The 21,437-nt window shown below is 69.6% G+C and carries 20 protein-coding genes and 4 tRNA genes; 20 read left to right on the top strand and 4 right to left on the bottom strand.

The window, feature by feature from the left end:
* The first annotated feature begins 18 nt into the window (after nt 1-18).
* The 3 genes from zapE (at nt 19) to ACFVTR_RS11590 (ending at nt 3,135) form a co-directional block, all read left to right on the top strand.
* The gene (gene zapE, locus ACFVTR_RS11600; protein WP_387037421.1) at nt 19-1,074 is read left to right on the top strand and encodes a cell division protein ZapE; all 1,056 of its coding nucleotides are present in this window, start codon (nt 19-21) and stop codon (nt 1,072-1,074) included.
* 172 nt (nt 1,075-1,246) lie between these two features.
* Nucleotides 1,247-2,509 carry an ammonium transporter gene (locus tag ACFVTR_RS11595; protein ID WP_387037419.1) on the top strand — a complete coding sequence of 421 codons (1,263 nt, stop codon included), beginning with the start codon at nt 1,247-1,249 and terminating at the stop codon, nt 2,507-2,509.
* Between the two features lie 44 nt (nt 2,510-2,553).
* Nucleotides 2,554-3,135: a type II toxin-antitoxin system PemK/MazF family toxin gene (locus ACFVTR_RS11590; protein WP_387037417.1), complete on the top strand. Its 582-nt coding sequence runs from the start codon at nt 2,554-2,556 to the stop codon at nt 3,133-3,135.
* A gap of 82 nt (nt 3,136-3,217) precedes the next feature.
* Here the strand turns inward: ACFVTR_RS11590 and ACFVTR_RS11585 are convergent.
* A tRNA-Val gene (locus ACFVTR_RS11585) sits at nt 3,218-3,290 on the bottom strand.
* A gap of 240 nt (nt 3,291-3,530) precedes the next feature.
* Between ACFVTR_RS11585 and ACFVTR_RS11580 the strand changes: the two genes are divergently transcribed.
* The 5 genes from ACFVTR_RS11580 (at nt 3,531) to ACFVTR_RS11560 (ending at nt 6,734) form a co-directional block, all read left to right on the top strand.
* Nucleotides 3,531-3,602: transfer RNA gene (locus ACFVTR_RS11580), tRNA-Gly, on the top strand.
* Nucleotides 3,603-3,659: 57 nt separating this feature from the next.
* Nucleotides 3,660-3,733: transfer RNA gene (locus ACFVTR_RS11575), tRNA-Cys, on the top strand.
* Between the two features lie 25 nt (nt 3,734-3,758).
* A tRNA-Val gene (locus ACFVTR_RS11570) sits at nt 3,759-3,833 on the top strand.
* Nucleotides 3,834-4,218: 385 nt separating this feature from the next.
* Nucleotides 4,219-6,153 (top strand): threonine--tRNA ligase, encoded by a 1,935-nt coding sequence (gene thrS, locus ACFVTR_RS11565; RefSeq protein ID WP_387037755.1) that lies wholly within the window; start codon nt 4,219-4,221, stop codon nt 6,151-6,153.
* Complete coding sequence (locus ACFVTR_RS11560; protein WP_387037415.1) at nt 6,150-6,734, top strand: HIT family protein; 585 nt, start codon at nt 6,150-6,152, stop codon at nt 6,732-6,734. Before thrS ends, ACFVTR_RS11560 begins: the two co-directional genes overlap by 4 nt.
* A 66-nt stretch (nt 6,735-6,800) precedes the next feature.
* Here ACFVTR_RS11560 and pdxY read toward each other — a convergent pair whose 3' ends face one another.
* Nucleotides 6,801-7,652, bottom strand: coding sequence for a pyridoxal kinase PdxY (gene pdxY, locus ACFVTR_RS11555; protein WP_387037414.1), 852 nt, complete (start codon nt 7,650-7,652; stop codon nt 6,801-6,803).
* Nucleotides 7,649-9,019 (bottom strand): aminotransferase class I/II-fold pyridoxal phosphate-dependent enzyme, encoded by a 1,371-nt coding sequence (locus ACFVTR_RS11550; protein WP_387037412.1) that lies wholly within the window; start codon nt 9,017-9,019, stop codon nt 7,649-7,651. The genes pdxY and ACFVTR_RS11550 overlap by 4 nt, the downstream gene beginning before the upstream one ends.
* Before the next feature lie 80 nt (nt 9,020-9,099).
* Here ACFVTR_RS11550 and pdxS point away from each other — a divergent pair, with 80 nt between their 5' ends.
* The 12 genes from pdxS to ACFVTR_RS11490 all read left to right on the top strand — a co-directional run bounded on the left by pdxS (nt 9,100) and on the right by ACFVTR_RS11490 (nt 20,813).
* The gene (gene pdxS, locus ACFVTR_RS11545) at nt 9,100-9,990 is read left to right on the top strand and encodes a pyridoxal 5'-phosphate synthase lyase subunit PdxS (protein WP_212277305.1); all 891 of its coding nucleotides are present in this window, start codon (nt 9,100-9,102) and stop codon (nt 9,988-9,990) included.
* On the top strand, nt 9,987-10,628 hold the full coding sequence (gene pdxT / locus ACFVTR_RS11540) for a pyridoxal 5'-phosphate synthase glutaminase subunit PdxT (RefSeq protein ID WP_387037410.1): 642 nt from the start codon (nt 9,987-9,989) through the stop codon (nt 10,626-10,628). The genes pdxS and pdxT overlap by 4 nt, the downstream gene beginning before the upstream one ends.
* A 95-nt stretch (nt 10,629-10,723) precedes the next feature.
* Entirely contained in the window at nt 10,724-11,437 is a 714-nt protein-coding gene (locus ACFVTR_RS11535; protein WP_387037408.1) for a hemerythrin domain-containing protein, read from the top strand.
* Nucleotides 11,438-11,503: 66 nt separating this feature from the next.
* On the top strand, nt 11,504-12,043 hold the full coding sequence (locus ACFVTR_RS11530) for a DUF1697 domain-containing protein (RefSeq protein ID WP_387037406.1): 540 nt from the start codon (nt 11,504-11,506) through the stop codon (nt 12,041-12,043).
* A gap of 106 nt (nt 12,044-12,149) precedes the next feature.
* Nucleotides 12,150-12,905, top strand: coding sequence for a YebC/PmpR family DNA-binding transcriptional regulator (locus ACFVTR_RS11525; RefSeq protein ID WP_376945508.1), 756 nt, complete (start codon nt 12,150-12,152; stop codon nt 12,903-12,905).
* Nucleotides 12,906-12,915: 10 nt separating this feature from the next.
* Nucleotides 12,916-13,548: a crossover junction endodeoxyribonuclease RuvC gene (ruvC, locus tag ACFVTR_RS11520; RefSeq protein ID WP_387037404.1), complete on the top strand. Its 633-nt coding sequence runs from the start codon at nt 12,916-12,918 to the stop codon at nt 13,546-13,548.
* The gene (gene ruvA / locus ACFVTR_RS11515; protein ID WP_387037402.1) at nt 13,545-14,165 is read left to right on the top strand and encodes a Holliday junction branch migration protein RuvA; all 621 of its coding nucleotides are present in this window, start codon (nt 13,545-13,547) and stop codon (nt 14,163-14,165) included. The genes ruvC and ruvA overlap by 4 nt, the downstream gene beginning before the upstream one ends.
* The gene (ruvB, locus tag ACFVTR_RS11510) at nt 14,162-15,202 is read left to right on the top strand and encodes a Holliday junction branch migration DNA helicase RuvB (RefSeq protein WP_387037400.1); all 1,041 of its coding nucleotides are present in this window, start codon (nt 14,162-14,164) and stop codon (nt 15,200-15,202) included. Before ruvA ends, ruvB begins: the two co-directional genes overlap by 4 nt.
* Before the next feature lie 71 nt (nt 15,203-15,273).
* Complete coding sequence (yajC, locus tag ACFVTR_RS11505; RefSeq protein ID WP_387037398.1) at nt 15,274-15,666, top strand: preprotein translocase subunit YajC; 393 nt, start codon at nt 15,274-15,276, stop codon at nt 15,664-15,666.
* A 63-nt stretch (nt 15,667-15,729) separates the two neighbouring features.
* A complete protein-coding gene (secD, locus tag ACFVTR_RS11500; RefSeq protein WP_387037396.1) occupies nt 15,730-17,469 on the top strand; it encodes a protein translocase subunit SecD in 1,740 nt (579 codons plus the stop codon).
* Nucleotides 17,469-18,485: a protein translocase subunit SecF gene (gene secF, locus ACFVTR_RS11495; protein ID WP_387037394.1), complete on the top strand. Its 1,017-nt coding sequence runs from the start codon at nt 17,469-17,471 to the stop codon at nt 18,483-18,485. Before secD ends, secF begins: the two co-directional genes overlap by 1 nt.
* Nucleotides 18,486-18,560: 75 nt before the next feature.
* A complete protein-coding gene (locus ACFVTR_RS11490) occupies nt 18,561-20,813 on the top strand; it encodes a RelA/SpoT family protein (protein ID WP_387037392.1) in 2,253 nt (750 codons plus the stop codon).
* On the opposite strand, the gene ACFVTR_RS11485 is transcribed toward ACFVTR_RS11490, so the two are convergent.
* Nucleotides 20,792-21,400: a hypothetical protein gene (locus ACFVTR_RS11485; protein WP_387037390.1), complete on the bottom strand. Its 609-nt coding sequence runs from the start codon at nt 21,398-21,400 to the stop codon at nt 20,792-20,794. The genes ACFVTR_RS11490 and ACFVTR_RS11485 overlap by 22 nt on opposite strands.
* Nucleotides 21,401-21,437: the final 37 nt, after the last annotated feature.

The raw sequence follows: 21,437 nt of genomic DNA, 5'->3' as shown, positions 1-21,437 counted from the left end.
ATACGGGAGCTCACCAGCATGACCTCGGCCTCCAGCCACGTCCCCATCCGGCTCGTCGACCGCAACCCGGCCATCTCGGGCGCCGAGATCGCCTCCGAGCTCGTGCCGCCGCCGCAGTTCGAGCACGCCTCCTTCGAGTCGTACCGGCCCGACCCCGACTTCCCGTCGCAGCAGGCCGCCCTCGAACGGTTGAACCAGTTCGCGGGCGCCTGGCGCGCGGCCCAGAGGCCGGGCGGCTTCTTCTCCCGTAAGCGCCCCGCCCGCATCGAACTGCCTGGCGTCTACCTCGACGGCGGCTTCGGCGTCGGCAAGACCCACCTGCTCGCCGCGCTCTGGCACGTGGCGCACGGCCCGAAGTACTTCGGCACCTTCATCGAGTACACCGCGCTCGTCGGCGCACTCGGCTACCAGCCGGCGATCGAGCTGCTGCGCGGTGCGAAGCTCATCTGCATCGACGAGTTCGAACTCGACGACCCGGGCGACACCATGCTCATGACGCGGTTCCTCGGCGAGCTCATGGCGAGCGGCACGCGCGTCGCGGCGACGTCGAACACGCCGCCCAACGCGCTCGGCGAGGGAAGATTCGCCGCCGCCGACTTCCTGCGCGAGATCCACGCGCTCTCCTCGAACTTCGAGACCCTGCGCATCGACGGCCTCGACTACCGCCGCCGCGACACCGAGGGCCACGCGATCGCGCTCTCGACCGACGAGGAGGTCGCGCGCACCGCGCACGCTCTCGCCGCACGCGACCACAGCGTCTCGCTCGACACCTTCGACGAGCTGATCGCCCACCTCGCGACCGTGCATCCCTCGAAGTACGTGAAGCTCGTGCAGGGGCTCGACGCGATCGCCCTGCAGGGCGTGCACGAGCTCACCGACCAGAACGCGGCGCTCCGGCTCGTCGCCTTCATCGACCGCGCCTACGACGCCGAGGTTCCGATCATCACGAGCGGCCTCGCCCTCGACCAGGTGTTCGGCGGCGACATGATGTCGGGCGGCTACCGCAAGAAGTACCTGCGGGCGATCTCGCGCATGATCGCGCTGACCTCGGGCGAGCTGCCGCCGCACGACTGAGCGGTCGCACGGCGAGTTCCTCGCCGATCGGCAGCTTCCCGAAACGCGCTGTTCACATGGCGCGGCGACCCGTAACGGGCCGGAAACATCGCACGATCCCTCTCGAAACGTCCCCTCGTGAAACTGGGGCGCACAGGGTCCCCCGCCCTGCATTCCGAGAGAGGTTCGAGAGATGGATCAAGGCAACACCGCGTTCCTGTTGATCGCCGCAGCCCTGGTGCTGCTGATGACCCCAGGGCTCGCGTTCTTCTACGGCGGGCTCGTCAAGGCCAAGAGCGTCATCAGCATGATGATGCTGAGCTTCGGTGCGCTGGGCCTCATCGGCGTCCTGTGGGTGCTCTACGGCTACGCCATCGCGTTCCCCGGCGCTGAGGGCCTCGTCGCCCCCTGGTCGATCGACTGGTCGGCGATCGGCCTCACGAGCCTCCTCGAGACCCCTGAGGACGCCGCATTCCCGCCGCTCGCCTTCGTGGCGTTCCAGGCGACCTTCGCGATCCTCACGGTCGCCCTCATCTCGGGCGCGATCGCCGACCGTGCGAAGTTCGGCGCGTGGATGATCTTCGCCGGCATCTGGGCGACGATCGTCTACTTCCCGGTCGCGAGCTGGGTCTTCAACTTCGGCCTCGCCGACGATGGCAGCTTCGCCTACGGCGGTTGGATCACGTACGGCATGCAGGAGTTCTTCGGCGTCGGCGCGATCGACTTCGCGGGCGGCACGGCCGTGCACATCAACGCGGGTGCCGCGGCCCTCGCCCTCGCACTGGTGCTCGGCAAGCGCGTCGGCTTCTCGAAGGGCGCCCACGTGCCCCACAACCCGCCGTTCGTGCTCCTCGGCGCGGGTCTCCTGTGGTTCGGCTGGTTCGGCTTCAACGCGGGCTCCGAGCTCGCCGCCGACGGCACCGCCGCCCTCGCCTTCGTGAACACGATCGCGGCCCCGGCTGCGGCCCTGCTGGCCTGGCTCCTCGTCGAGAAGCTCAGGGACGGCAAGCCGACCTCGGTGGGCGCCGCCTCGGGCGCGGTCGCGGGTCTCGTCGCCATCACCCCCGCCTGCGCCTCGCTGACGCCCGTCTGGGCGATCGTGCTCGGCCTCGTCGCCGGTGCGGTCTGCGCGCTCGCGATCGACCTGAAGTTCAAGTTCGGCTTCGACGACTCGCTCGACGTCGTGGGCATCCACCTCGTCGGCGGCCTCATCGGCACGCTCTACCTCGGCATCTTCGCCAACAACACCGGCCTCATCTACAGCGGCGACTTCACGCAGCTCGCGGTGCAGGCGATCGCCGCGGTCTCGGTGCTCGCGTACTCCTTCGTGCTGACCTTCGCGATCGGCACGATCATCCAGAAGACGATGGGCTTCCGGGTGAAGAACGAGGACGAGATCGCCGGCATCGACACCGTCGTGCACGGCGAGGACGCCTACAAGCTCGAGACCGTCTGATCGACGCTCCGGCCGCCAGAGGGCGGTGGGGTAGTGTGCCCGGTGTGTCAGACACCAGCCGCTTCCTCACCGCCCTCGGGCGCGTTCTGCGGGCGATCATCACGCCCGCATCCACCCGGTCGTCGGCGGGGTCCCCGACCACCGCCCCGGCTTCCCCGTCGAGGGCGGATGCCACGCGGCCGGCGCCGTTCGCCGGCGAGTCCTCGCCCGGGCAGTTCGGCGACGACGCGACGATCGAGATCGACCCCGACCGGCTGCGCGGCGTCGAGCTGAGCTATGCGCCGACCCCCGATGGCGATCCCGACCCCGGCGAGGTCGTGTGGACCTGGGTGCCCTACGAGGAGCGAGACGGGCGCGGCAAGGACCGCCCCGTCGTCATCGTCGCCGCATCGCAGGCGGGGGACTACCTGGCCGTGCAGCTCACGAGCAAGGCGCACGACGGCGACCGCGACTACGTCTCGCTCGGCGACGGGCCCTGGGATGCCTCGGGGCGGCCCAGCTGGGCCAAGACCGATCGGGTGTTCCGGGTGCGCGCCGGCGGCATGCGGCGCGAGGCGGCCTCGCTCGACGAGCGCCGCTTCGAGCTCGTCGCCGGGGCGCTCACGCAGCGCTACGGGTGGCGCTGACGCCCGATCAGGCGGCAGCCGACCCGCGTCGTGCGGAAATGCAGAACGCCCCCGACCGAGGTCGGGGGCGTTCTGTGCTCAGTGGGCGATGCCGGGCTCGAACCGACGACCTCTTCCGTGTGAAGGAAGCGCGCTACCAGCTGCGCCAATCGCCCTGAGGGATTCGCGGCGACCTCTCGGTGACCGCGGACTCGATACTAGCCGACGATCGGGGGCGAATGCACATCGAGCGACAGGTGAGGGGTGCTCGCCTCGTCGGCGAGGCTCGACACGCCCGGGAATCGGTCGTGGAATGGCGGCTTGACCGGCCGGAACGGCGCTCGGGGGACGCTCGGTTTGTGAATCGCCCGAAGTGTGTATAAAGTCTTCTCTGCACGCAGAAATGCGAAAGCAACGCGGATGTGGCGCAGTGGTAGCGCATCACCTTGCCAAGGTGAGGGTCGCGAGTTCGAATCTCGTCATCCGCTCTGATCAGGATCAAGCACATGCTTGACTCCTGTTCTTTTGGTGGAGAACCCATACACGGTGGATTGGCCGAGAGGCGAGGCAGCGGCCTGCAAAGCCGTATACACGGGTTCGAATCCCGTATCCACCTCCAGATCGAGAGCCTCGCACTCGATTCTGGGCGATTGGCGCAGCGGTAGCGCGCTTCCCTGACACGGAAGAGGTCACTGGTTCGATCCCAGTATCGCCCACCACGGAAAGCCCCGGCATCAGCCGGGGCTTTCGTCGTTTCCGGGTCGTCGCGGATGACCCGCCGCGGTCGTCACGGATGGCTCGCCGCGCTCGTCGCAGCTCGAAGGAGAGGGCCGGATCCCGGTGACCGGCTTTCGCTTTCACCGGAACCCGGTGGTCCGGCCAGCGACCGGTCCACAGGGATTGTCCCCCGAATCAGGACTCTTGGGGTACACCCCCGTTCGGGGTGGACGCTCGCGCTCGACGGGCGATCCGTGCCGACCTCGCTCGGCGCGGGAGGGTGCGCGCGCACGACTACAGTTGAAGGGTTCGTTTCGAGAGAATTCCAAGGAGTGGATCCAGGTGGCTGACGGCTTCGAGCTCTTCACCGACCGTTCCGTTGTCGCGATGCGCGTCAACGGCGAGCTCAAGGACCTCGCGACGACGGTGACCGACGCCGACGTCGTCGAGGCGGTCACGATCGACTCGCCCGACGGACTGAACATCCTCCGCCACTCGGCGGCGCACGTGCTGGCGCAGGCGGTGCAGTCGATCAACCCCGAGGCGAAGCTCGGCATCGGCCCGCCCGTGACCGACGGCTTCTACTACGACTTCGACGTCGCAGCGCCGTTCACCCCCGACGACCTCAAGGCGCTCGACAAGGAGATGGCGCGGATCATCCGTGCCGGCCAGCGATTCATGCGCCGCGTCGTCACCGACGACGAGGCCCGCGAGGAGCTCGCGAGCGAGCCGTACAAGCTGGAACTCATCGGGCTCAAGGGCTCGGCCTCGTCGGGCGACGACAACGAGAGCGTCGAGGTCGGCGCCGGCGAGCTCACGATCTACGACAACGTCGACCCGAAGACCGGCGAGACGGTCTGGAAGGACCTCTGCCGGGGGCCTCACCTGCCGAACACCCGCATGATCGGCAACGGCTGGTCGCTCACCCGCATCGCCGCCGCCTACTGGCGCGGTTCCGAGAAGAACCCGCAGCTGCAGCGCATCTACGGCACCGCGTGGCCCACCAAGGACGAGCTGCGCGCGTACCAGCACCGCCTCGAGGAGGCCGCGAAGCGCGACCACCGCAAGCTCGGCCGCGACCTCGACCTGTTCAGCTTCCCCGAGGAGATCGGCTCGGGCCTCTCGGTCTGGCACCCCCGCGGCGGCGTCGTCCGCATGGAGATGGAGCAGCACGCCCGTCGCCGGCACATCGAGGGCGGCTACACCTACGTGTACACGCCGCACATCTCGAAGGAGGACCTCTTCCTCACCTCGAACCACCTCGTCACCTACAAGGACGGCATGTTCCCGCCCATCGTGATGGACGAGGAGCGCGACGCCGAGGGCAACATCACCAAGCAGGGCCAGGACTACTACCTGAAGCCCATGAACTGCCCGATGCACATCCTCATCTACAAGGAGCGCGGGCGCAGCTACCGCGACCTGCCGATGCGGCTCGCCGAGAACGGCACCGTGTACCGCAACGAGCTCTCGGGCGCGCTGCACGGCCTCACCCGCGTCCGCGGCTTCACCCAGGACGACTCGCACCTCTTCGTCACCCCCGAGCAGCTCGAGGAGGAGGCGACCAAGGTCATCGACTTCGTCATCTCGATGCTGCGCGACTTCGGCCTCGACGACTTCGAGCTCGAGCTCTCGATGCGCGACGACGAGAAGGACAAGTGGATCGGCTCGGACGAGTTCTGGGAGTACTCGACGAACGCGCTGCGCAACGTCGCCCGTGCGAGCGGGCTGAAGCTCACCGAGATGCCCGGCGAGGCGGCGTTCTACGGCCCGAAGATCGACCTGAAGACGCGCGACGCGATCGGGCGCACCTGGCAGCTGTCGACCGTGCAGGTCGACCCCAACCTGCCCGAGCGCTTCGACCTCGAGTTCACCGACCGCGACGGCCAGAAGAAGCGCCCGATCATGATCCACCGAGCGCTCTTCGGGTCGATCGAGCGCTTCTTCGCGATCCTCCTCGAGCACTACGCGGGCGCCTTCCCGGTGTGGCTCGCGCCGGTGCAGGTGGTGGGCATCCCGGTCGCCGACGAGTACGCACCGTACCTCGGGGCGATCATCGAGCAGCTGAAGGGCTTCGGCGTGCGCGCCGACCTCGACGTGAGCGACGACCGCATGCAGAAGAAGATCCGCACCCACACCACGCAGAAGGTGCCGTTCCAGCTCATCGCGGGCGAGAACGACCGTTCGGCCGAGACGGTGAGCTTCCGCTTCCGCGACGGCACCCAGGAGAACGGCGTGCCGATCAACGCTGCGATCGAGAAGGTGCGCGGTGCGATCGCCGAGCGCCTGCTGGTGAACACGCGGGACGACCTGTTCGCATGACCGGCGACGGGGTGAGCTACGGCGCCGGCGAGTTCGACGGGGTTCCGACGGACGCCTCGACCGACCTCGCGGGGGTGCCCGATGCGTTCCAGCGGCTCTGGACCCCGCACCGGCTCGTCTACATCCAGCACGGGCAGCAGCCCGACGAGCACTCGTGCCCGTTCTGCCGCGCACCCGAGATGAGCGATGAGCAGTCGCTCATCGTGGCCCGCGGCGAGCACGCCTATGTGCTGCTCAACCTGTACCCGTACAACAGCGGGCACCTGCTGGTCTGCCCCTACCGCCACATCGCGACGTACGACGAGGCGAGCGCCGACGAGGTGGCCGAGATCGGGCTGCTCACGCAGATCGCGATGCGGGTGGTGAAAGAGGTCTCGCACTGCGACGGCTTCAACATCGGCATGAACCAGGGTCGCATCGCGGGTGCCGGCATCGCCGAGCACCTGCACCAGCACATCGTGCCGCGGTGGGCGCTCGACTCGAACTTCTTCCCGATCATCGCCGGCACGAAGGCGCTGCCGCGCCTGCTCGGCGAGGTGCGCCAGGAGATCGCCGACGCCTGGCCGGCGGCGGGGGAGTAGCGACACGAAGGGGCGCCGCGAGACCGGATCTCGCGGCGCCCCTCGTCGTTCGCATCGGGCCGGCGCTCAGCGCACCCGGCGCACCTCGAACTGCATGCGCGGGTGGGCGTAGAACTCCTGCGACTCGACGAGCTGCAGCTCGCGCTCGCCCGACTCGTGGGTGCGGGTGAGCAGGTCGTACACGCTCGAGATCGTGCGCGCGAGCGCGTCGGCCGCGTCGCCCGTGCGGCGGTAGTGTGCCGTGAAGAGCGCGGCCGTGACATCCCCCGAGCCGTTGGCCTTCATGGGCAGGCGCGGGGTCTGCGCGATCCAGGCGCCGTGCTCGTCGACGGCGAGCATCTCGATGGTGTCGTCGTCGCGGTCGGGGCGCTCGACGCTCGTGACGAGCACCGTGCTCGGGCCGCCCGCACGGGCGAGGTCGACCGAGGCGAGCGTCGACTCGAGCGTGTCGGGCTCGGTGCCGGTCAGGTAGCCGAGCTCGAACTGGTTCGGCGTGATGAGGTCGGCGGCGGGAACCACGCGCTCGCGCAGCAGCACGGGGATGGCGGGGGCCACGAAGCATCCGGACTTCGCGTTGCCCATGACCGGGTCGCACGCGTAGATCGCGGTGGGGTTGGCGGCCTTCACCTTCGCGACGGTCTCGAGGATGACGTCGGCGATGCCCTCGCCGCCCTGGTAGCCCGAAAGCACGACGTCGATCTGTCCGAGCACCCCGCGGTCCTCGATGCCGGTGATGACCTCGCGGACGTCGTCGGGCGAGATGAGCGGACCGCGCCACGCGCCGTAGCCGGTGTGGTTCGAGAAGTTGACCGTGTAGACGGGCAGCACCTCGACGCCGATGCGCTGCAGGGGGAAGACGGCGGCGGAGTTGCCGACGTGGCCGTACGCGACCGCCGACTGGATGGAGAGAATCTTCACCGATCGATCATCGCACTTCGCTCGCGCACGGCGCGCACCGAGGCGCCGAGGTCCGCGGCGAGGCGCTGCTGCTCGGCGTCGTCGAGTTCGTGCACGGTGAGGCGCAGGCGCTCGGATGCCCCATGGTCGCCGAGTGCGAACTCGTCGCCGGGCCGCACGAGCCATCCGCGTCGCATGAGCTGCTCGGAGACCGCGCGTGCGGGCGCGCCGAGCGGGACCCAGACGTTGAGCCCGTCGCCCGGGGCGGTCGGGAGTCCTTCCGCAGTGAGCAGCTCGGCGAACGCGGCGTTGCGGGCAGCGTAGTGCTCGCCCGCGGCGCGGATGCCGGCGGCGACCTCGGGGTCGGTCGCGAGGGCGTGCACGAGCCGTTGCAGGAGGTGGCTCACCCAGGTCGTGCCCGGCGTGAGGCGCATCGCGAGACGGTCGGCGGTCTCGGGATCGGAGGCCGTCACCGCGAGGCACATGTCGGGCCCGAGGAACTTCGAGACCGAGCGCACGAGGGCCCAGCGGCGGTGCTCGGCGCTGATGAGCGTGTGGTGCGGCTGCTGCGAGAGGAGGGAGTAGTGGTCGTCCTCGATCACGAGGACGTAGGGATGCTCCGCGAGCACCTCCCGCAGGGCGGCCGCCCGGCCGGCGGTGAGGCTCGCCCCCGTGGGATTCTGCGCCCGCGGCGTGCAGATGACGGCGCGCACGCCCTGGTCGAGTGCGGCCCGGAGCCCCCCGACCGTCATGCCCTCGTCGTCGACGGGCACGGGCACCGGGCGATAGCCGGCGACACGGACGGTGTGGATGCTCGTGAGGAAGCAGGGGTCTTCGAGGGCGACGGCGTCGTCGCGGGTGAGCGCCTGGGCGAGCAGGCGTTCGACGGCGTCGGCGGCGCCGCTCGTGACCGTGAGGCGAAGGGGAGTGCCCTCGGGCAGGTCGGCGCCCATCCACGCGAGTGCGGAGCGCTCGAGCCCGGGGTCGATGACGGGTTCGCCGTAGAGCACGGGGCGCCGGGCGATGCTCGGCAGGACGTTCGTCGGGTCGGGGATGAACGAGGCGTCGGGGTTGCCGGTGCCGAGGTCCCTGAGCGCCGTGTCGGCGGCGAAGCCCTCCTGCGCGACGGGCGCGGCGCCGGCGACGCGGGTGCCCCCGCGGCCGAGGGTGACGACCACGCCGGCGTTGGTGAGCTGCCGATACGCCGAGACGGCGGTGTTGCGGTTGACGCCGAGCTGCTCGGCGAGCGCGCGGACGGGAGGGAGCGCGTCACCCGGTCGCAGCGCACCGCGTTCGATGAGCGTGCGCAGGCTGTCGGCGATCTCGGCCGCGGAACGGCCCTCGATGTCGATGATCTCGGCACCGTCCTTCCTCGTGTCATCGACCATGCTATCTTTTGGCCTAGGACAAACAATCGTTTTGTCTGAATCGTTGCGCGACGTCCAGCGCACCCCCGAGAGGATTCCTTGTGACCGTACCCGAGACGGGCTCGAGCCGCGTGAAGCGCGGCCTTGCCGAGATGCTGAAGGGCGGCGTCATCATGGACGTCGTCACGCCCGAGCAGGCCCGCATCGCCGAGGACGCCGGCGCCGTCGCCGTCATGGCCCTCGAGCGCGTCCCCGCCGACATCCGTTCGCAGGGCGGCGTCGCCCGCATGAGCGATCCCGACCTCATCGACGCGATCATCGCCGAGGTGTCGATCCCCGTCATGGCGAAGGCCCGCATCGGCCACTTCGTCGAGGCGCAGGTGCTGCAGGCCCTCGACGTCGACTACATCGACGAGTCCGAGGTGCTCTCGCCGGCCGACTACGTCAACCACATCGACAAGTGGTCGTTCAACACCCCCTTCGTCTGCGGTGCGACGAACCTCGGCGAGGCGCTCCGCCGCATCAACGAGGGTGCGGCGATGATCCGCTCGAAGGGCGAGGCCGGCACCGGCGACGTCTCCGAGGCGACCAAGCACATCCGCAAGATCTCGTCCGAGATCAACCAGCTGAAGTCGATGACGCGCGACGAGCTCTACGTCGCCGCGAAGGAGCTGCAGGCCCCCTACGAGCTCGTGCTCGAGGTCGCCGAGACCGGCAAGCTCCCCGTCGTGCTCTTCGTCGCGGGCGGCGTGGCCACCCCGGCGGATGCCGCGATGATGATGCAGCTCGGCGCCGACGGCGTCTTCGTGGGCTCGGGCATCTTCAAGTCGGGCAACCCCGAGGCGCGCGCGGCGGCCGTCGTCAAGGCGACGACGTTCTACGACGACCCCTCGGTCATCGCCGACGTGTCGCGCGGCCTCGGCGAGGCCATGGTCGGCATCAACGTCGCCGACCTCGCGGCGCCGCACCGCCTCGCCGAGCGCGGCTGGTGACGACGACCCTCCGCGAGGAGTCCGTCGGCGCGGGGGAGCAGGCTCCGGCCGGCCCCCGCGTCGGCGTCCTCGCCCTGCAGGGCGACTTCCGCGAGCACGCCCTGGTGCTGGCCTCCCTCGGCGCGGAGGTCTCGCTCGTGCGCCGGCCCGAGGAGCTCGCCGCCGTCGACGGCCTCGTCATCCCCGGCGGCGAGTCGAGCGTGATCGACAAGCTCTCGCGCACCTTCGGTCTCGCCGAGCCGCTGCGCGCGGCGATCGCAGACGGCCTCCCCGTCTACGGCACCTGCGCCGGGCTCATCATGCTCGCCGATACGGTGCTCGACGCGATCACGGGGCAGCAGTCGCTCGGCGGCCTCGACGTCGTCGTGCGGCGCAACGCCTTCGGCTCGCAGAACCAGTCGTTCGAGACCGAGCTCGAGGTGCCCGCACTCGGCGTGATCCCGGTGCGCGCGGTGTTCATCCGCGGCCCGGTCGTCGAGTCGGTCGGGCCCGCGGCGACGCCGCTCGCGCAGCTCGAGGACGGCCGCGTCGTCGCGGTCGAGCAGGGCAACCTCCTCGGCACGAGCTTCCACCCCGAGATCACGGGCGAGCACCGCTTCCACGAGTACTTCCTGTCGAAGGTGCGCGCCCGCGTCTGAGGCCGAGACGCGCGCGGCCTCGCCCCGCGAAATGGGGGCGCCCGTTCAGTGGGAGCACCGATTCCGCCGGATCCCGACGGTCCTACGGTCGCGGAATGACCAGGAAACTGCCGAGCACCGGCGGCGACGGCCGCGTCGTCGATGAGACCGGATGCGACACCAGCGACATCCTCCTCGTGCACCGCATCTTCCGCTGGGGCTATCGCGAGATGCCCGTACTCGTCCGGGCCGTCCCCGCCGGCGATCTCGAGCGGGCCGAGACCGTCGGCGCCGCCGTGGAGCTCGTCGACAAGGCCCTGCACGTGCACCACGAGGGCGAGGACCGGTTCATCTGGGACCGGCTCGAGCGGCGCGAGCCGGGCTGCTCGCTTCACGTCGACGTCATGAAGGCGCAGCACGCCAGGGTCGCCGAACTGCTCGACGTCGCCGACGCGCTGCTCGCAGAATGGCGCACGGCGCCCGACCCTGCGACGGGGGAGCGGCTCGCCGCGGCGCTCGACTCGGTCGGCGAGACACTCGGCGTGCACCTCGGGCGAGAGGAAGCCGACATCGTGCCGATCGTCGCCCGCGTGTTCACACAGGCCGAGTGGGACGAGATCGGCGAGCACGCCCGCAACGAGTTCCCGAAGGAGACGATGCCGGTGCAGATGGGGCTCATGATCGATGCGGTGCCCGCGGGCGAGCGCGACGAATGGCTGCATGAGAACCTGCCGCTGCCGGTGCGAGCGCTCTGGTCGCTGGTCATGCGCCGCAAGTACACGGCCTGGCAGCGCTCGCTCTTCCCGGATGGAATGCCGGCGCTCGCCTGAGCGGCGGACGCCGAGGCATTCTGCTCGCCGCTGCGCGTGTCGTGGGCGGGCGCTACGCTCGCGCACGTGACCGAATGGATCGCCCTGCTGCGCGGGGTCAACGTGGGCGGCATCACCGTGCGCTCCGCCGAACTCGCCGAGCTCTTCCGCGAGCTCGGCTTCGACGGCGTGCGCACCGTGCTTGCCTCGGGCAACGTCGTGTTCTCGAGCGCCGACCGGGCCGCCGGGGCCCCGGCGCTGAAGTCGCGGATCGAGCACGCGCTCTCCGAGCGCTTCGGGTACGAGGCGTGGGTCGTGCTCGTCACCCGCGGTGAGCTCGAACGCGCCGTCGAGGCGTTCCCGTTCGACGCCGACGACGAATCCCGCCAGCCCTGGGTGATCTTCGGCTCGTCCGGTGCGGTGCTCGACGAGCTCCTCGCCGCGGCCGACGGGCTCGGGCTCGTCGAGGCCGTCGATCCGATCGCCCGGGGCGAGGGCGTCGTCTACTGGAACCCCGTCAAGGGCACGACGGTCGACACGCCGTTCGCCAAGCTGCTCGCGAAGGCGCGGTACAAGCCGACCACCACGAACCGCAACCTCCGCACGCTGATCAAGGTGCTCGGCTAGCGCCTCGGGCACGAGGCATCCGACCGGCACCCGAGCGCGCGCGCCTCGCTCGTCTAGAATGGGCTTTCGGCGGGCGGACCCGCCGAGAAGCGGATACAGGAGAGTCATGTCCGGGCATTCCAAGTGGGCGACGACCAAGCACAAGAAGGCCGTCATCGACGCGCGTCGCGCGAAGTCGTTCGCGAAGCTCATCAAGAACATCGAGGTCGCGGCCAAGCTCGGCGGCGCCGACCTGAACGGCAACCCGACGCTGTACGACGCGGTGCAGAAGGCCAAGAAGACCTCGGTGCCGAACGACAACATCGACCGCGCGATCAAGCGGGGCGCCGGCATCGGCGGCGAAGCCGTCGAATACCTGAGCATCACCTACGAGGCGTACGGCCCGTCGGGCGTCGCCCTCATGGTCGAGGTGCTGACCGACAACAAGAACCGCGCCGCAGCCGAGGTCCGCACCGGGCTGAATCGCAACGGCGGCACGCTCGCCGACCCCGGTTCGGTCGCCTACAACTTCACCCGCAAGGGCGTCATCGTGGTGTCGGGCGAGGGCACGACCGAAGACGACGTCATGATGGCCGCCCTCGAGGCCGGCGCCGAGGAGATCGAACCGCACGCCCAGGGCTTCGAGGTCATCACCGACCCGTCCGACATGGTCGAGGTCCGCAAGGCGCTCCAGGAGGCCGGGCTCGACTACGAGTCGGCCGACATCGAGTTCGTGCCGAACCTGAAGGTCGAGATCGACGCCGAGACCGCTCGCAAGGTGTTCCGTCTCATCGACGCCCTCGAGGACTCCGACGACGTGCAGAACGTCTACAGCAACTTCGACCTCACCCCCGAGGTGCAGGCCGAGCTCGAAGCGGAGTAGGCCGATCGCCGTGCGGGTGCTCGGCATCGACCCCGGGCTCACCCGCTGCGGCGTGGGCGTGGTCGACGTCTCGCCGAACCGCACCGCGAAGCTCGTCGACGTCGTCGTGCTGCGTTCGCCGGCCGACGCGCCGATCGAGCGGCGACTCGCGAGGATCGCCGACGGACTCGAGGCGATCTTCGAGGAGCACCGCCCGCAGGCCGTCGCGCTCGAGCGGGTCTTCGCCCGGTCCGACGTGTCGACGATCATGGGCACGGCGCAGATCTCGGGCGTCGCGATGCTCATCGCGGCGCGCCGCGAACTGCCGGTCGCGCTGCACACGCCCTCCGAGGTGAAGGCCGCGATCACCGGGTACGGGCGCGCCGACAAGAAGCAGGTCGGGGCGATGGTCGCGCGCATCCTCGGGCTCGAGTCGGTGCCGAAGCCCGCCGACGCGGCCGACGCGCTGGCGCTCGCGATCTGCCACGCCTGGCGCACCGGCGGAGTCGCCGGGGCGGCGATCCGTGACGCCTCGAGCGGCGGCCGCGCGCCGGGCGCGGCAGCGGCGACGGATGCCTCGGGGCTCACGCCGGCGCAGCGGGCATGGCTCGCCGCGGAGCGCTCCGCAGCGGTGTCGGGGGCGGCCCGTAGGCTGAAGGAGTGATCTCCTCCCTCCGCGGGCGCGTCCTCGCCGCAGCCGGCAGTTCGCTCGTCATCGACGTCGGCGGCGTCGGCTTCCAGGTCAACACGACCCCTGCGCTCGTGCTCGCGAGCCGCGAGGGTCACGAGCTCGCGGTGCACACCTCGCTCATCGTGCGCGAGGACTCGCTCACGATCTTCGGCTTCGCCACGCGCGACGAGCTCGAGGTCTTCGAGCTGCTGATCGGCGTCACCGGCGTCGGGCCCAAGTCCGCGCTCGGCGTGCTCTCCTCGCTCTCTCCCGAGCAAGTCGCCGAGGCCGTGCACCGCGAGGACGACGCGGTCTTCCGCAAGGTCAGCGGCATCGGCCCGAAGACCGCGAAGCTCATCACCCTGTCGCTCGCCGGCAAGCTCGCGCCGCCGACGGTGCGCAGTGCCGCCGCGCCCATCGCCTCGGGCGGTGTCGCCGACAGCGTGCTCGCGGCCCTCACCGGCCTCGGGTGGACGGAGCGGGTCGCCGCCGAGGCGCTCGACGAGACGCTCGCCGACGCGAGCGAGGTCGAGTCGGCGTCGGTGCCGACGATGCTGCGCCTGACGCTCGCCCGGCTCGGGCCCGCACAGCAGGGCGGGAGGGGCCGGTGAGCGACGCCGACGACCTGACCGACCCCGAGCTCGCCTCAGAGGCCGAGCTCGCGTTCGAAGGGGCGCTGCGCCCTCGCAGCCTCCAGGAGTTCGTGGGGCAGACGCGCGTGCGGGGCCAGCTGCAGCTCCTCCTGACCGCCGCGACCATCCAGCAGCGCACGCCCGACCACATCCTGCTCGCCGGCCCGCCCGGACTCGGCAAGACGACGCTCGCGATGATCGTCGCCCACGAGGGCGGGCGCCCCCTGCGTATGTCGAGCGGCCCGGCGATCCAGCACGCGGGCGATCTCGCGGCCATCCTGTCGTCGCTCGTGCCCGGCGAAGTGCTGTTCATCGATGAGATCCACCGCATGGCGCGCTCGGCCGAGGAGATGCTCTACCTCGCGATGGAGGACTTCCGCATCGACATCATGGTCGGCAAGGGTGCCGGGGCCACCTCGGTGCCGCTCGACCTCGCCCCGTTCACGCTCGTGGGCGCGACGACGCGCGCCGGCCTCCTGCCCAACCCGCTCCGCGATCGATTCGGCTTCACCGCGCACCTCGAGTTCTACGCCGAGTCCGAGCTCGAGCAGGTGCTCGCGCGGGCGGCCGTCATGCTCGGGCTCGACACCGACAAGGCCGCCCTTGCCGAGATCGCCGGTCGTTGTCGCGGTACCCCGCGCATCGCCAACCGGTTGCTGCGGCGCGTGCGCGACTACGCGCTCGTGCACTCTGGCCGCGCCGACCTCGGGGCCGTGCGGGCCGCGCTCGAGCTCTACGACGTCGATCCGCTCGGCCTCGACCGGCTCGACCGCGCCGTGATGGAGACGATCCTGACGCGGTTCGGCGGCGGTCCGGTCGGACTGAACACCCTCGCCGTCTCCGTCGGCGAGGAGGCCGAGACGATCGAGGCGGTCGTCGAGCCGTTCCTCGTGCGTATCGGGCTCATCACGCGCACCCCGCGAGGCCGCGTCGCGACCCCCGCCGCATGGCGGCACTTCGGGCTCGCCGAGGCCGCTCCCGACGCGGCAGCGGTGCTTCCGATCGATGACCTATAATCCATTGAGGCTCGTCCCTCAACGCCACTGACTTCGTGCGCCCCGCGCACACCGGAAGGTATCTCACCCTCATGACGTTCGACCCGTTCACACTCATCATGCTCGCCGTGCTCGCGGTGCTGATCTTCTTCATGTTCCGCAACTCGCGCAAGCGCCAGGCCGAGGCGAAGGAGCTGCAGTCGAAGGTCCAGGTGGGTGCGAAGGTGATGACCAACTTCGGTGTCTTCGGCACGATCCTCTCGATGGACGAAGAGGAGAACCAGGTGCTCCTGGAGACCTCGCCCGGCACGATCCTGACCGTGCACCGCCAGACCGTCGCGCGCGTCGTGGAGCCCGTCGAGGGCACCGACGAGGCGCCGGCAGCGGTCGAGGGCGAGCCCGAGTTCGGTGAGCGCGTCTCCGACGCCGCCGACGAGGCTCCGACCACCGACGAGACGCCCGACACCAAGAAGTCGGACGACTAAGACTCACCCCCGAGGCTCGGCCCGCGCACTGCTGCGCGGGCTCCTGCAGAGAAAGCAGAACACGTGGCTGCACCATCGAAGCGGTCATCCCGGCCGACGCCCGTCCGCAAGGCCTGGCGGTCCCTCACCTGGCTGGGCGTCATCATCGCCCTCCTCTTCGGCATCAATGCGGCCGGCGTGATCTGGGGCGAAGGCTCCTGGACACCGAAGCTCGCGCTCGACCTCGAGGGCGGCACGCAGATCATCCTCGCCCCGCAGGTCGAATCGGGCGCCGATGTCTCGCAGGAGCAGCTCGACCAGGCGGTGTCGATCATCCGCCAGCGCGTCGACGCCTCGGGCGTCGCCGAAGCCGAGATCAACACCGAGGGCGACAACGTCGTCGTCCGCATCCCGGGCGAGCTCGACGACCAGACCCGCGCCCGCATCGAGCAGTCCGCGAAGCTCGAGCTCCGCGCCGTTCTGCTCGCCGATGCCGCCACGAACGAGGCGATCGAGCCGAGTGCGAGCCCGTCGCCGAGCGACGCGCCTGAAGAGGAGCCCGAGTCGACGCCGACGGCCGTGCCGACCGACGGCAGCGACCCGGCGTGGATCACGCCGGCGCTGCAGGACGAGTTCGACTCCTACAACTGCGCGCAGGCCGATGAGTCGACCGAGATCGCCCCCGCCGACGAGCCGCTCGTGACCTGTGACCGCAACCGTCAGGTGAAGTACCTCCTCGGCCCCGTCGAGGCGAGCGGCGAGAACATCGTCGACGCGACGAACGGCATGGTGACCACGCAGACCGGCGCCTCGACCGGTCAGTGGGCCGTCAACATCGTCTTCGACGACAAGGGCACCGATGAGTTCGCGAAGGTCTCGACCCGCCTCTTCGGGCTGTCGGGCCAGACTCCGCGCGACCAGTTCGCATTCGTGCTCGACGGCGAGGTGCTCACGGCCCCCTCGATGAACGGCGCGATCACCGACGGCCGCCCGCAGATCACCGGCAACTTCACCCAGGAGAGCTCGAAGGCGCTCGCCGACCAGCTCAAGTTCGGTGCGCTGCCGCTGAGCTTCACCGTGCAGTCCTCTGAGACGATCTCGCCGACCCTCGGTACCTCGCAGCTCCAGTCGGGTCTGCTCGCCGGCCTCATCGGCCTCATCCTCGTCGTGATCTACACGCTGTTCCAGTACCGTGCACTCGGCTCGGTGACGATCGCCTCGCTCGTGATCGCCGCGATCCTCACGTACCTCACGATCACGATCCTGTCGTGGCGCGAAGGCTACCGACTCTCGCTCGCGGGCATCGCCGGCCTCATCGTCGCGATCGGCTTCACGGCCGACTCGTTCATCGTGTACTTCGAGCGCGTACGTGACGAACTCCGCGACGGCCGTCCGCTCGTCGGCGCTGTCGAGGCCGGTTGGAAGCGCGCCTTCCGCACCGTCATGGCCTCGAAGGGCGTGAACCTGCTGGCCGCGGTCGTGCTGTTCATCCTCGCGGTCGGCAGCGTCAAGGGCTTCGCCTACACGCTCGGTATCACGACGATCATCGACGTCATCGTCGTGATCCTCTTCACCCACCCGATGCTGCAGCTGCTCGCGCAGACGAGATTCTTCTCGAGCGGCAACCCGTGGTCGGGCCTCGACCCGAACGCGCTCGGCGCGGTCTACCGGGGCCGGGCCGAGTTCCGCAAGCCCACTGCTGCGGTCGCGGGCAAGAAGGCGGCGTCGAGCGCCAAGGAGGCGCAGCGGCGACAGACCATCGCGGAGCGCAAGTCGGCCTCGGTCGGCGCGGGCGATACCTCGAACGAAGGGAAGGAGTCCTGATGGCGAACCGTCTGACCACCTTCGGAAATGACCTCTACACCGGCAAGCGCTCGTTCAACTTCGTCGGCGGCCGCAAGAAGTGGTACGCGATCATCGGAGTCTTCGTGCTCCTGTCGGTCGTCGTGCCGCTCCTCACCGGCGTGAACTTCAGCATCGAGTTCCGCGGCGGATCGCAGTTCCAGATCTCGAGCGTCGAGAACGCCACGGCCGAGCCCGCGATCGAAGCGGTCGAGTCGGTGGTGCCCGAGGCGACCACCAAGGTCACCGTCGTCGGCGGCACCGGAGTCCGCGTCCAGACCGACCAGCTCTCGCAGGACGAGTCGCACGAAGTGACCGCGGCCCTGGCCGAGGCGTACGACGTGCCCGAGTCGGAGGTGACGAGCTCCTTCATCGGCCCGACCTGGGGTGCCGACGTCACCCGTCAGGCCGTGCTCGGCCTGATCGCCTTCGTGCTGCTCGCCGCCGTCATCATGGCGCTCTACTTCCGCACATGGAAGATGTCGGCGGCGGCGATCATCGCGCTCATGGTCGACCTCGTCGTCACCACCGGCATCTACGCCGCGGTCGGCTTCGAGATCAGCCCTGCGGCGATGATCGGTATCCTCACGATCCTCAGCTACTCGCTCTACGACACGGTCGTCGTGTTCGACAAGATCCGCGAGAACACCGCCGAAGACGGGCAGGAGTCGCGTCGCACCTTCGCCGAGTCGGTGAACCTCGCCGTCAACCAGACGCTCGTCCGCTCGATCAACACGAGCGTCGTGGCAGCGCTGCCGGTCGCGGCGATCCTCTTCATCGGTGCCGGTGTGCTCGGCGCCGATACGCTGCGCGACATCTCGCTGGCGCTGCTCATCGGCATCCTCGTCGGCACCTGGTCGACCGTGTTCCTCGCCGCGCCGCTCTACTCGCAGCTGCGCGAAGGCGAGCCGGCGATCCGCCGGCACGACCAGAAGGTGCTCAAGGAGCGCGAGCGCGCCGGAGCTTCGACCTCGGCTGAGGCCCTGCCGACCGCATGACGTTCGCCCCCGGCGTTCCTCCCCGTGCACGCCTCACCCTCCGGAGCGGTGATAATTGAGTTCTGGAGGTGAGGCGTGACGGAGACCGGGGTCAACTCAACCGCATCGCTGCGCCGCCTGGTGCCGCGGATCTTCTCGAAGGCGCAGCCGTCGGGTGCCGTCGACACGCTGCTGCGCACGGTTCGGATGCATCATCCGAAAGCCGACCTCGCGCTGATCGAGCGGGCCTACACCGTCGCGGATCGTGCGCACGAGGGTCAGAAGCGCAAGAGCGGCGAGCCGTACATCACCCACCCGATCGCGGTGGCGCAGATCCTCGCGGATCTCGGCATCGGGTCGAAGACCGTGGCGGCGGCGCTGCTGCACGACACGGTCGAGGACACCGCCTACACCCTCGATGAGGTGCGAGCCGACTTCGGTGACGAGATCGCCATGCTCGTCGATGGCGTCACGAAGCTCGACAAGGTCAAGTACGGCGACTCCACGCAGGCCGAGACCGTCCGCAAGATGATCGTCGCGATGTCGAAGGACATCCGGGTGCTGATCATCAAGCTCGCCGACCGCCTCCACAATGCGCGCACGTGGGGCTTCGTGCCCGCCGCCTCCGCGAGCCGGAAGGCGACCGAGACGCTCGAGATCTACGCACCGCTCGCGCACCGCCTCGGTATCCAGGCGATCAAGTGGGAGCTCGAGGACCTCTCGTTCGCCGTGCTCTACCCGAAGCTCTACGCCGAGATCGAGAGCCTCGTCAAGCAGCGAACGCCGCAGCGCGAGGAGTTCGTCCAGAACGTCATCGACCTCGTCAACGACGACCTCAAGGCCGCGAAGATCCGCGGCAAGGTCGTCGGCCGGCCGAAGCAGTACTACTCGATCTACCAGAAGATGATCGTGCGGGGCCGCGACTTCGACGAGATCTACGACCTCGTCGGCATCCGGGTGCTCGTGAACTCGGTCCGCGACTGCTATGCCGTGCTCGGCGCGATCCACGCCCGTTGGACACCGCTGCCCGGCCGCTTCAAGGACTACATCGCCACGCCGAAGTTCAACCTCTACCAGTCGCTGCACACGACCGTCCTTGGACCGAAGGGCCGCGCGGTCGAACTCCAGATCCGTACGCACGACATGCATCAGCGCGCCGAATACGGTGTCGCCGCCCACTGGAAGTACAAGGAGCAGACGACCGGCAAGTCCTCGGGCGGCCCCGCGATGCAGAGCGAGACCGACATGGCCTGGCTCGCCCACATCTCCGACTGGCAGGCCGAGACGGCCGACCCGGGGGAGTTCCTCGATTCGCTCCGCTTCGAGATCGGTGCGAAGGAGGTCTACGTCTTCACCCCGAAGGGGCGGGTCATCGGCCTGCCTGCGGGCGCGACCCCCGTCGACTTCGCCTATGCCGTGCACACCGAGGTCGGGCACCGCACGATGGGCGCCAAGGTGAACGGCCGGCTCGTGCCGCTCGAGAGCGAGCTGTCGAGCGGCGACGTGGTCGAGGTCTTCACCTCGAAGAACCCCGACTCGGGCCCGAGCAAGGACTGGCTCAACTTCGTCAAGAGCCCCCGTGCGCGCAACAAGATCCGCCAGTGGTTCACGAAGGAACGCCGCGACGAGGCGATCGAGCAGGGGCGCGATTCGATCGCTCGGGCGATGCGCAAGCAGAACCTGCCCCTGCAGAAGCTGATGAGCCAGGAGTCGTTCGCCGAGGTCGCCGCCCAGCTGCGCTACGACGACGTCTCCTCGCTGTACGCCGCGGTCGGCGAGGGGCACGTCTCGACGCAGTCGGTGCTCGAGAAGGTCGTCGCGCTGGTGCGCGACGTCGACGACGTCGACGAGCCCGACCTGCCGCTGCCGGTCCGTACGCGGCCGCTGCCGCGTCACGCCGAATCGGGTGTGCTCGTTCGCGGTGCGCCCGACATCCTCGTGAAGCTCGCCCGTTGCTGCACGCCCGTGCCCGGTGACCAGATCGTCGGATTCGTCACCCGCGGCGCCGGCGTCTCGGTGCACCAGGCGAACTGCCACAACGTGCAGTCGCTTCTGCGCGAGCCCGAGCGGATGATCGACGTCGAGTGGGCCCCGAGCTCCAAGAGCGTCTTCCTCGTGCAGATCCAGATCGAGGCGCTCGACCGGGCCGGGCTGCTCTCCGACGTGACGCGGGTGCTCTCCGAGCATCACGTGAACATCCTCTCGGCCAACGTCTCGACGTCGACTGACCGCCTCGCGCTCAGCCGTTTCGTGTTCGAAATGGGCGACACGACGCATCTCGACCGCGTGCTCAACGCAGTGCGCCGGATCGACGCCGTCTACGACGTCTACCGGGTCAGCGACGGCTGATCCGAGGCCGGAGCCGGGGGAGCGGTCGAACTCGCCGCCTCCCGAGCTTGCGTCCGTGCGAATCGCGCGCGAGCCAGCGCGAGGTGCGGCAGCCGGTGCGCCGTCGCGAAGCGCGCCCGCACCGCGTCGCCCGAGCCCGCGTGCGCGTCGAGGAGGCGCGCCACCACGAGCTCGGCGAACGAGTCGTCGAGCGTCGCGTCCCGGAGGAGGTCGAACACGGTGCGCGACGGTGTCGTGCACCGGGCGCCGCCGAGTTCGACGACGTCGCCGGGGTCGATGACGACCTCGCGCACGCTGGTTCGCGGACCCGCGACGACCGCGACGCGTTCGTGCAGCGGCACGCAGAACTGCGCGATGCGCGGCGGCATGTCGAGGGCACCGTGGACCCAGGCGGCCGAGAGCCGCTCGATGATCAGCCGTCTCGGCACGCGCAACGCGGCCGCCGCCGCTCGGGTGCCCGGCAGGTCGGGTTCATCGATCGGAACCCAGCCTTCGTCGATCACGAAGAGTTCGCCGTCGATGCGCGCCGCGCAGAGTTCGGCGAGCGGGAGGTCGTCAGTGCTGAGCACCGGTGGAAGGCGTGCCATCAGCCCATGCTCGGGCATCCCCGCGGTACCGAGCGAA

Origin of the sequence: Agromyces sp. NPDC058126, from assembly GCF_042884595.1 — a bacterium.
In the GTDB taxonomy this organism is placed as follows: domain Bacteria; phylum Actinomycetota; class Actinomycetes; order Actinomycetales; family Microbacteriaceae; genus Agromyces.
The sequence above is the reverse complement of the archived record's forward strand: the minus strand, read 5'-3'. Positions and strand labels throughout refer to the sequence as shown.

Bases quoted from the DNA above. Each gene is read 5' to 3' on its own strand.
- zapE (WP_387037421.1), top strand. From the start codon at position 19: ATGACCTCGGCCTCCAGCCACGTCCCCATCCGGCTCGTCGACCGCAAC.
- ACFVTR_RS11595 (WP_387037419.1), top strand. From the start codon at position 1,247: ATGGATCAAGGCAACACCGCGTTCCTGTTGATCGCCGCAGCCCTGGTG.
- thrS (WP_387037755.1), top strand. From the start codon at position 4,219: ATGCGCGTCAACGGCGAGCTCAAGGACCTCGCGACGACGGTGACCGAC.
- ACFVTR_RS11560 (WP_387037415.1), top strand. From the start codon at position 6,150: ATGACCGGCGACGGGGTGAGCTACGGCGCCGGCGAGTTCGACGGGGTT.
- ACFVTR_RS11550 (WP_387037412.1), bottom strand. From the start codon at position 9,019: ATGGTCGATGACACGAGGAAGGACGGTGCCGAGATCATCGACATCGAG.
- ACFVTR_RS11535 (WP_387037408.1), top strand. From the start codon at position 10,724: ATGACCAGGAAACTGCCGAGCACCGGCGGCGACGGCCGCGTCGTCGAT.
- ACFVTR_RS11525 (WP_376945508.1), top strand. From the start codon at position 12,150: ATGTCCGGGCATTCCAAGTGGGCGACGACCAAGCACAAGAAGGCCGTC.
- yajC (WP_387037398.1), top strand. From the start codon at position 15,274: ATGACGTTCGACCCGTTCACACTCATCATGCTCGCCGTGCTCGCGGTG.
- secF (WP_387037394.1), top strand. From the start codon at position 17,469: ATGGCGAACCGTCTGACCACCTTCGGAAATGACCTCTACACCGGCAAG.
- ACFVTR_RS11485 (WP_387037390.1), bottom strand. From the start codon at position 21,400: ATGGCACGCCTTCCACCGGTGCTCAGCACTGACGACCTCCCGCTCGCC.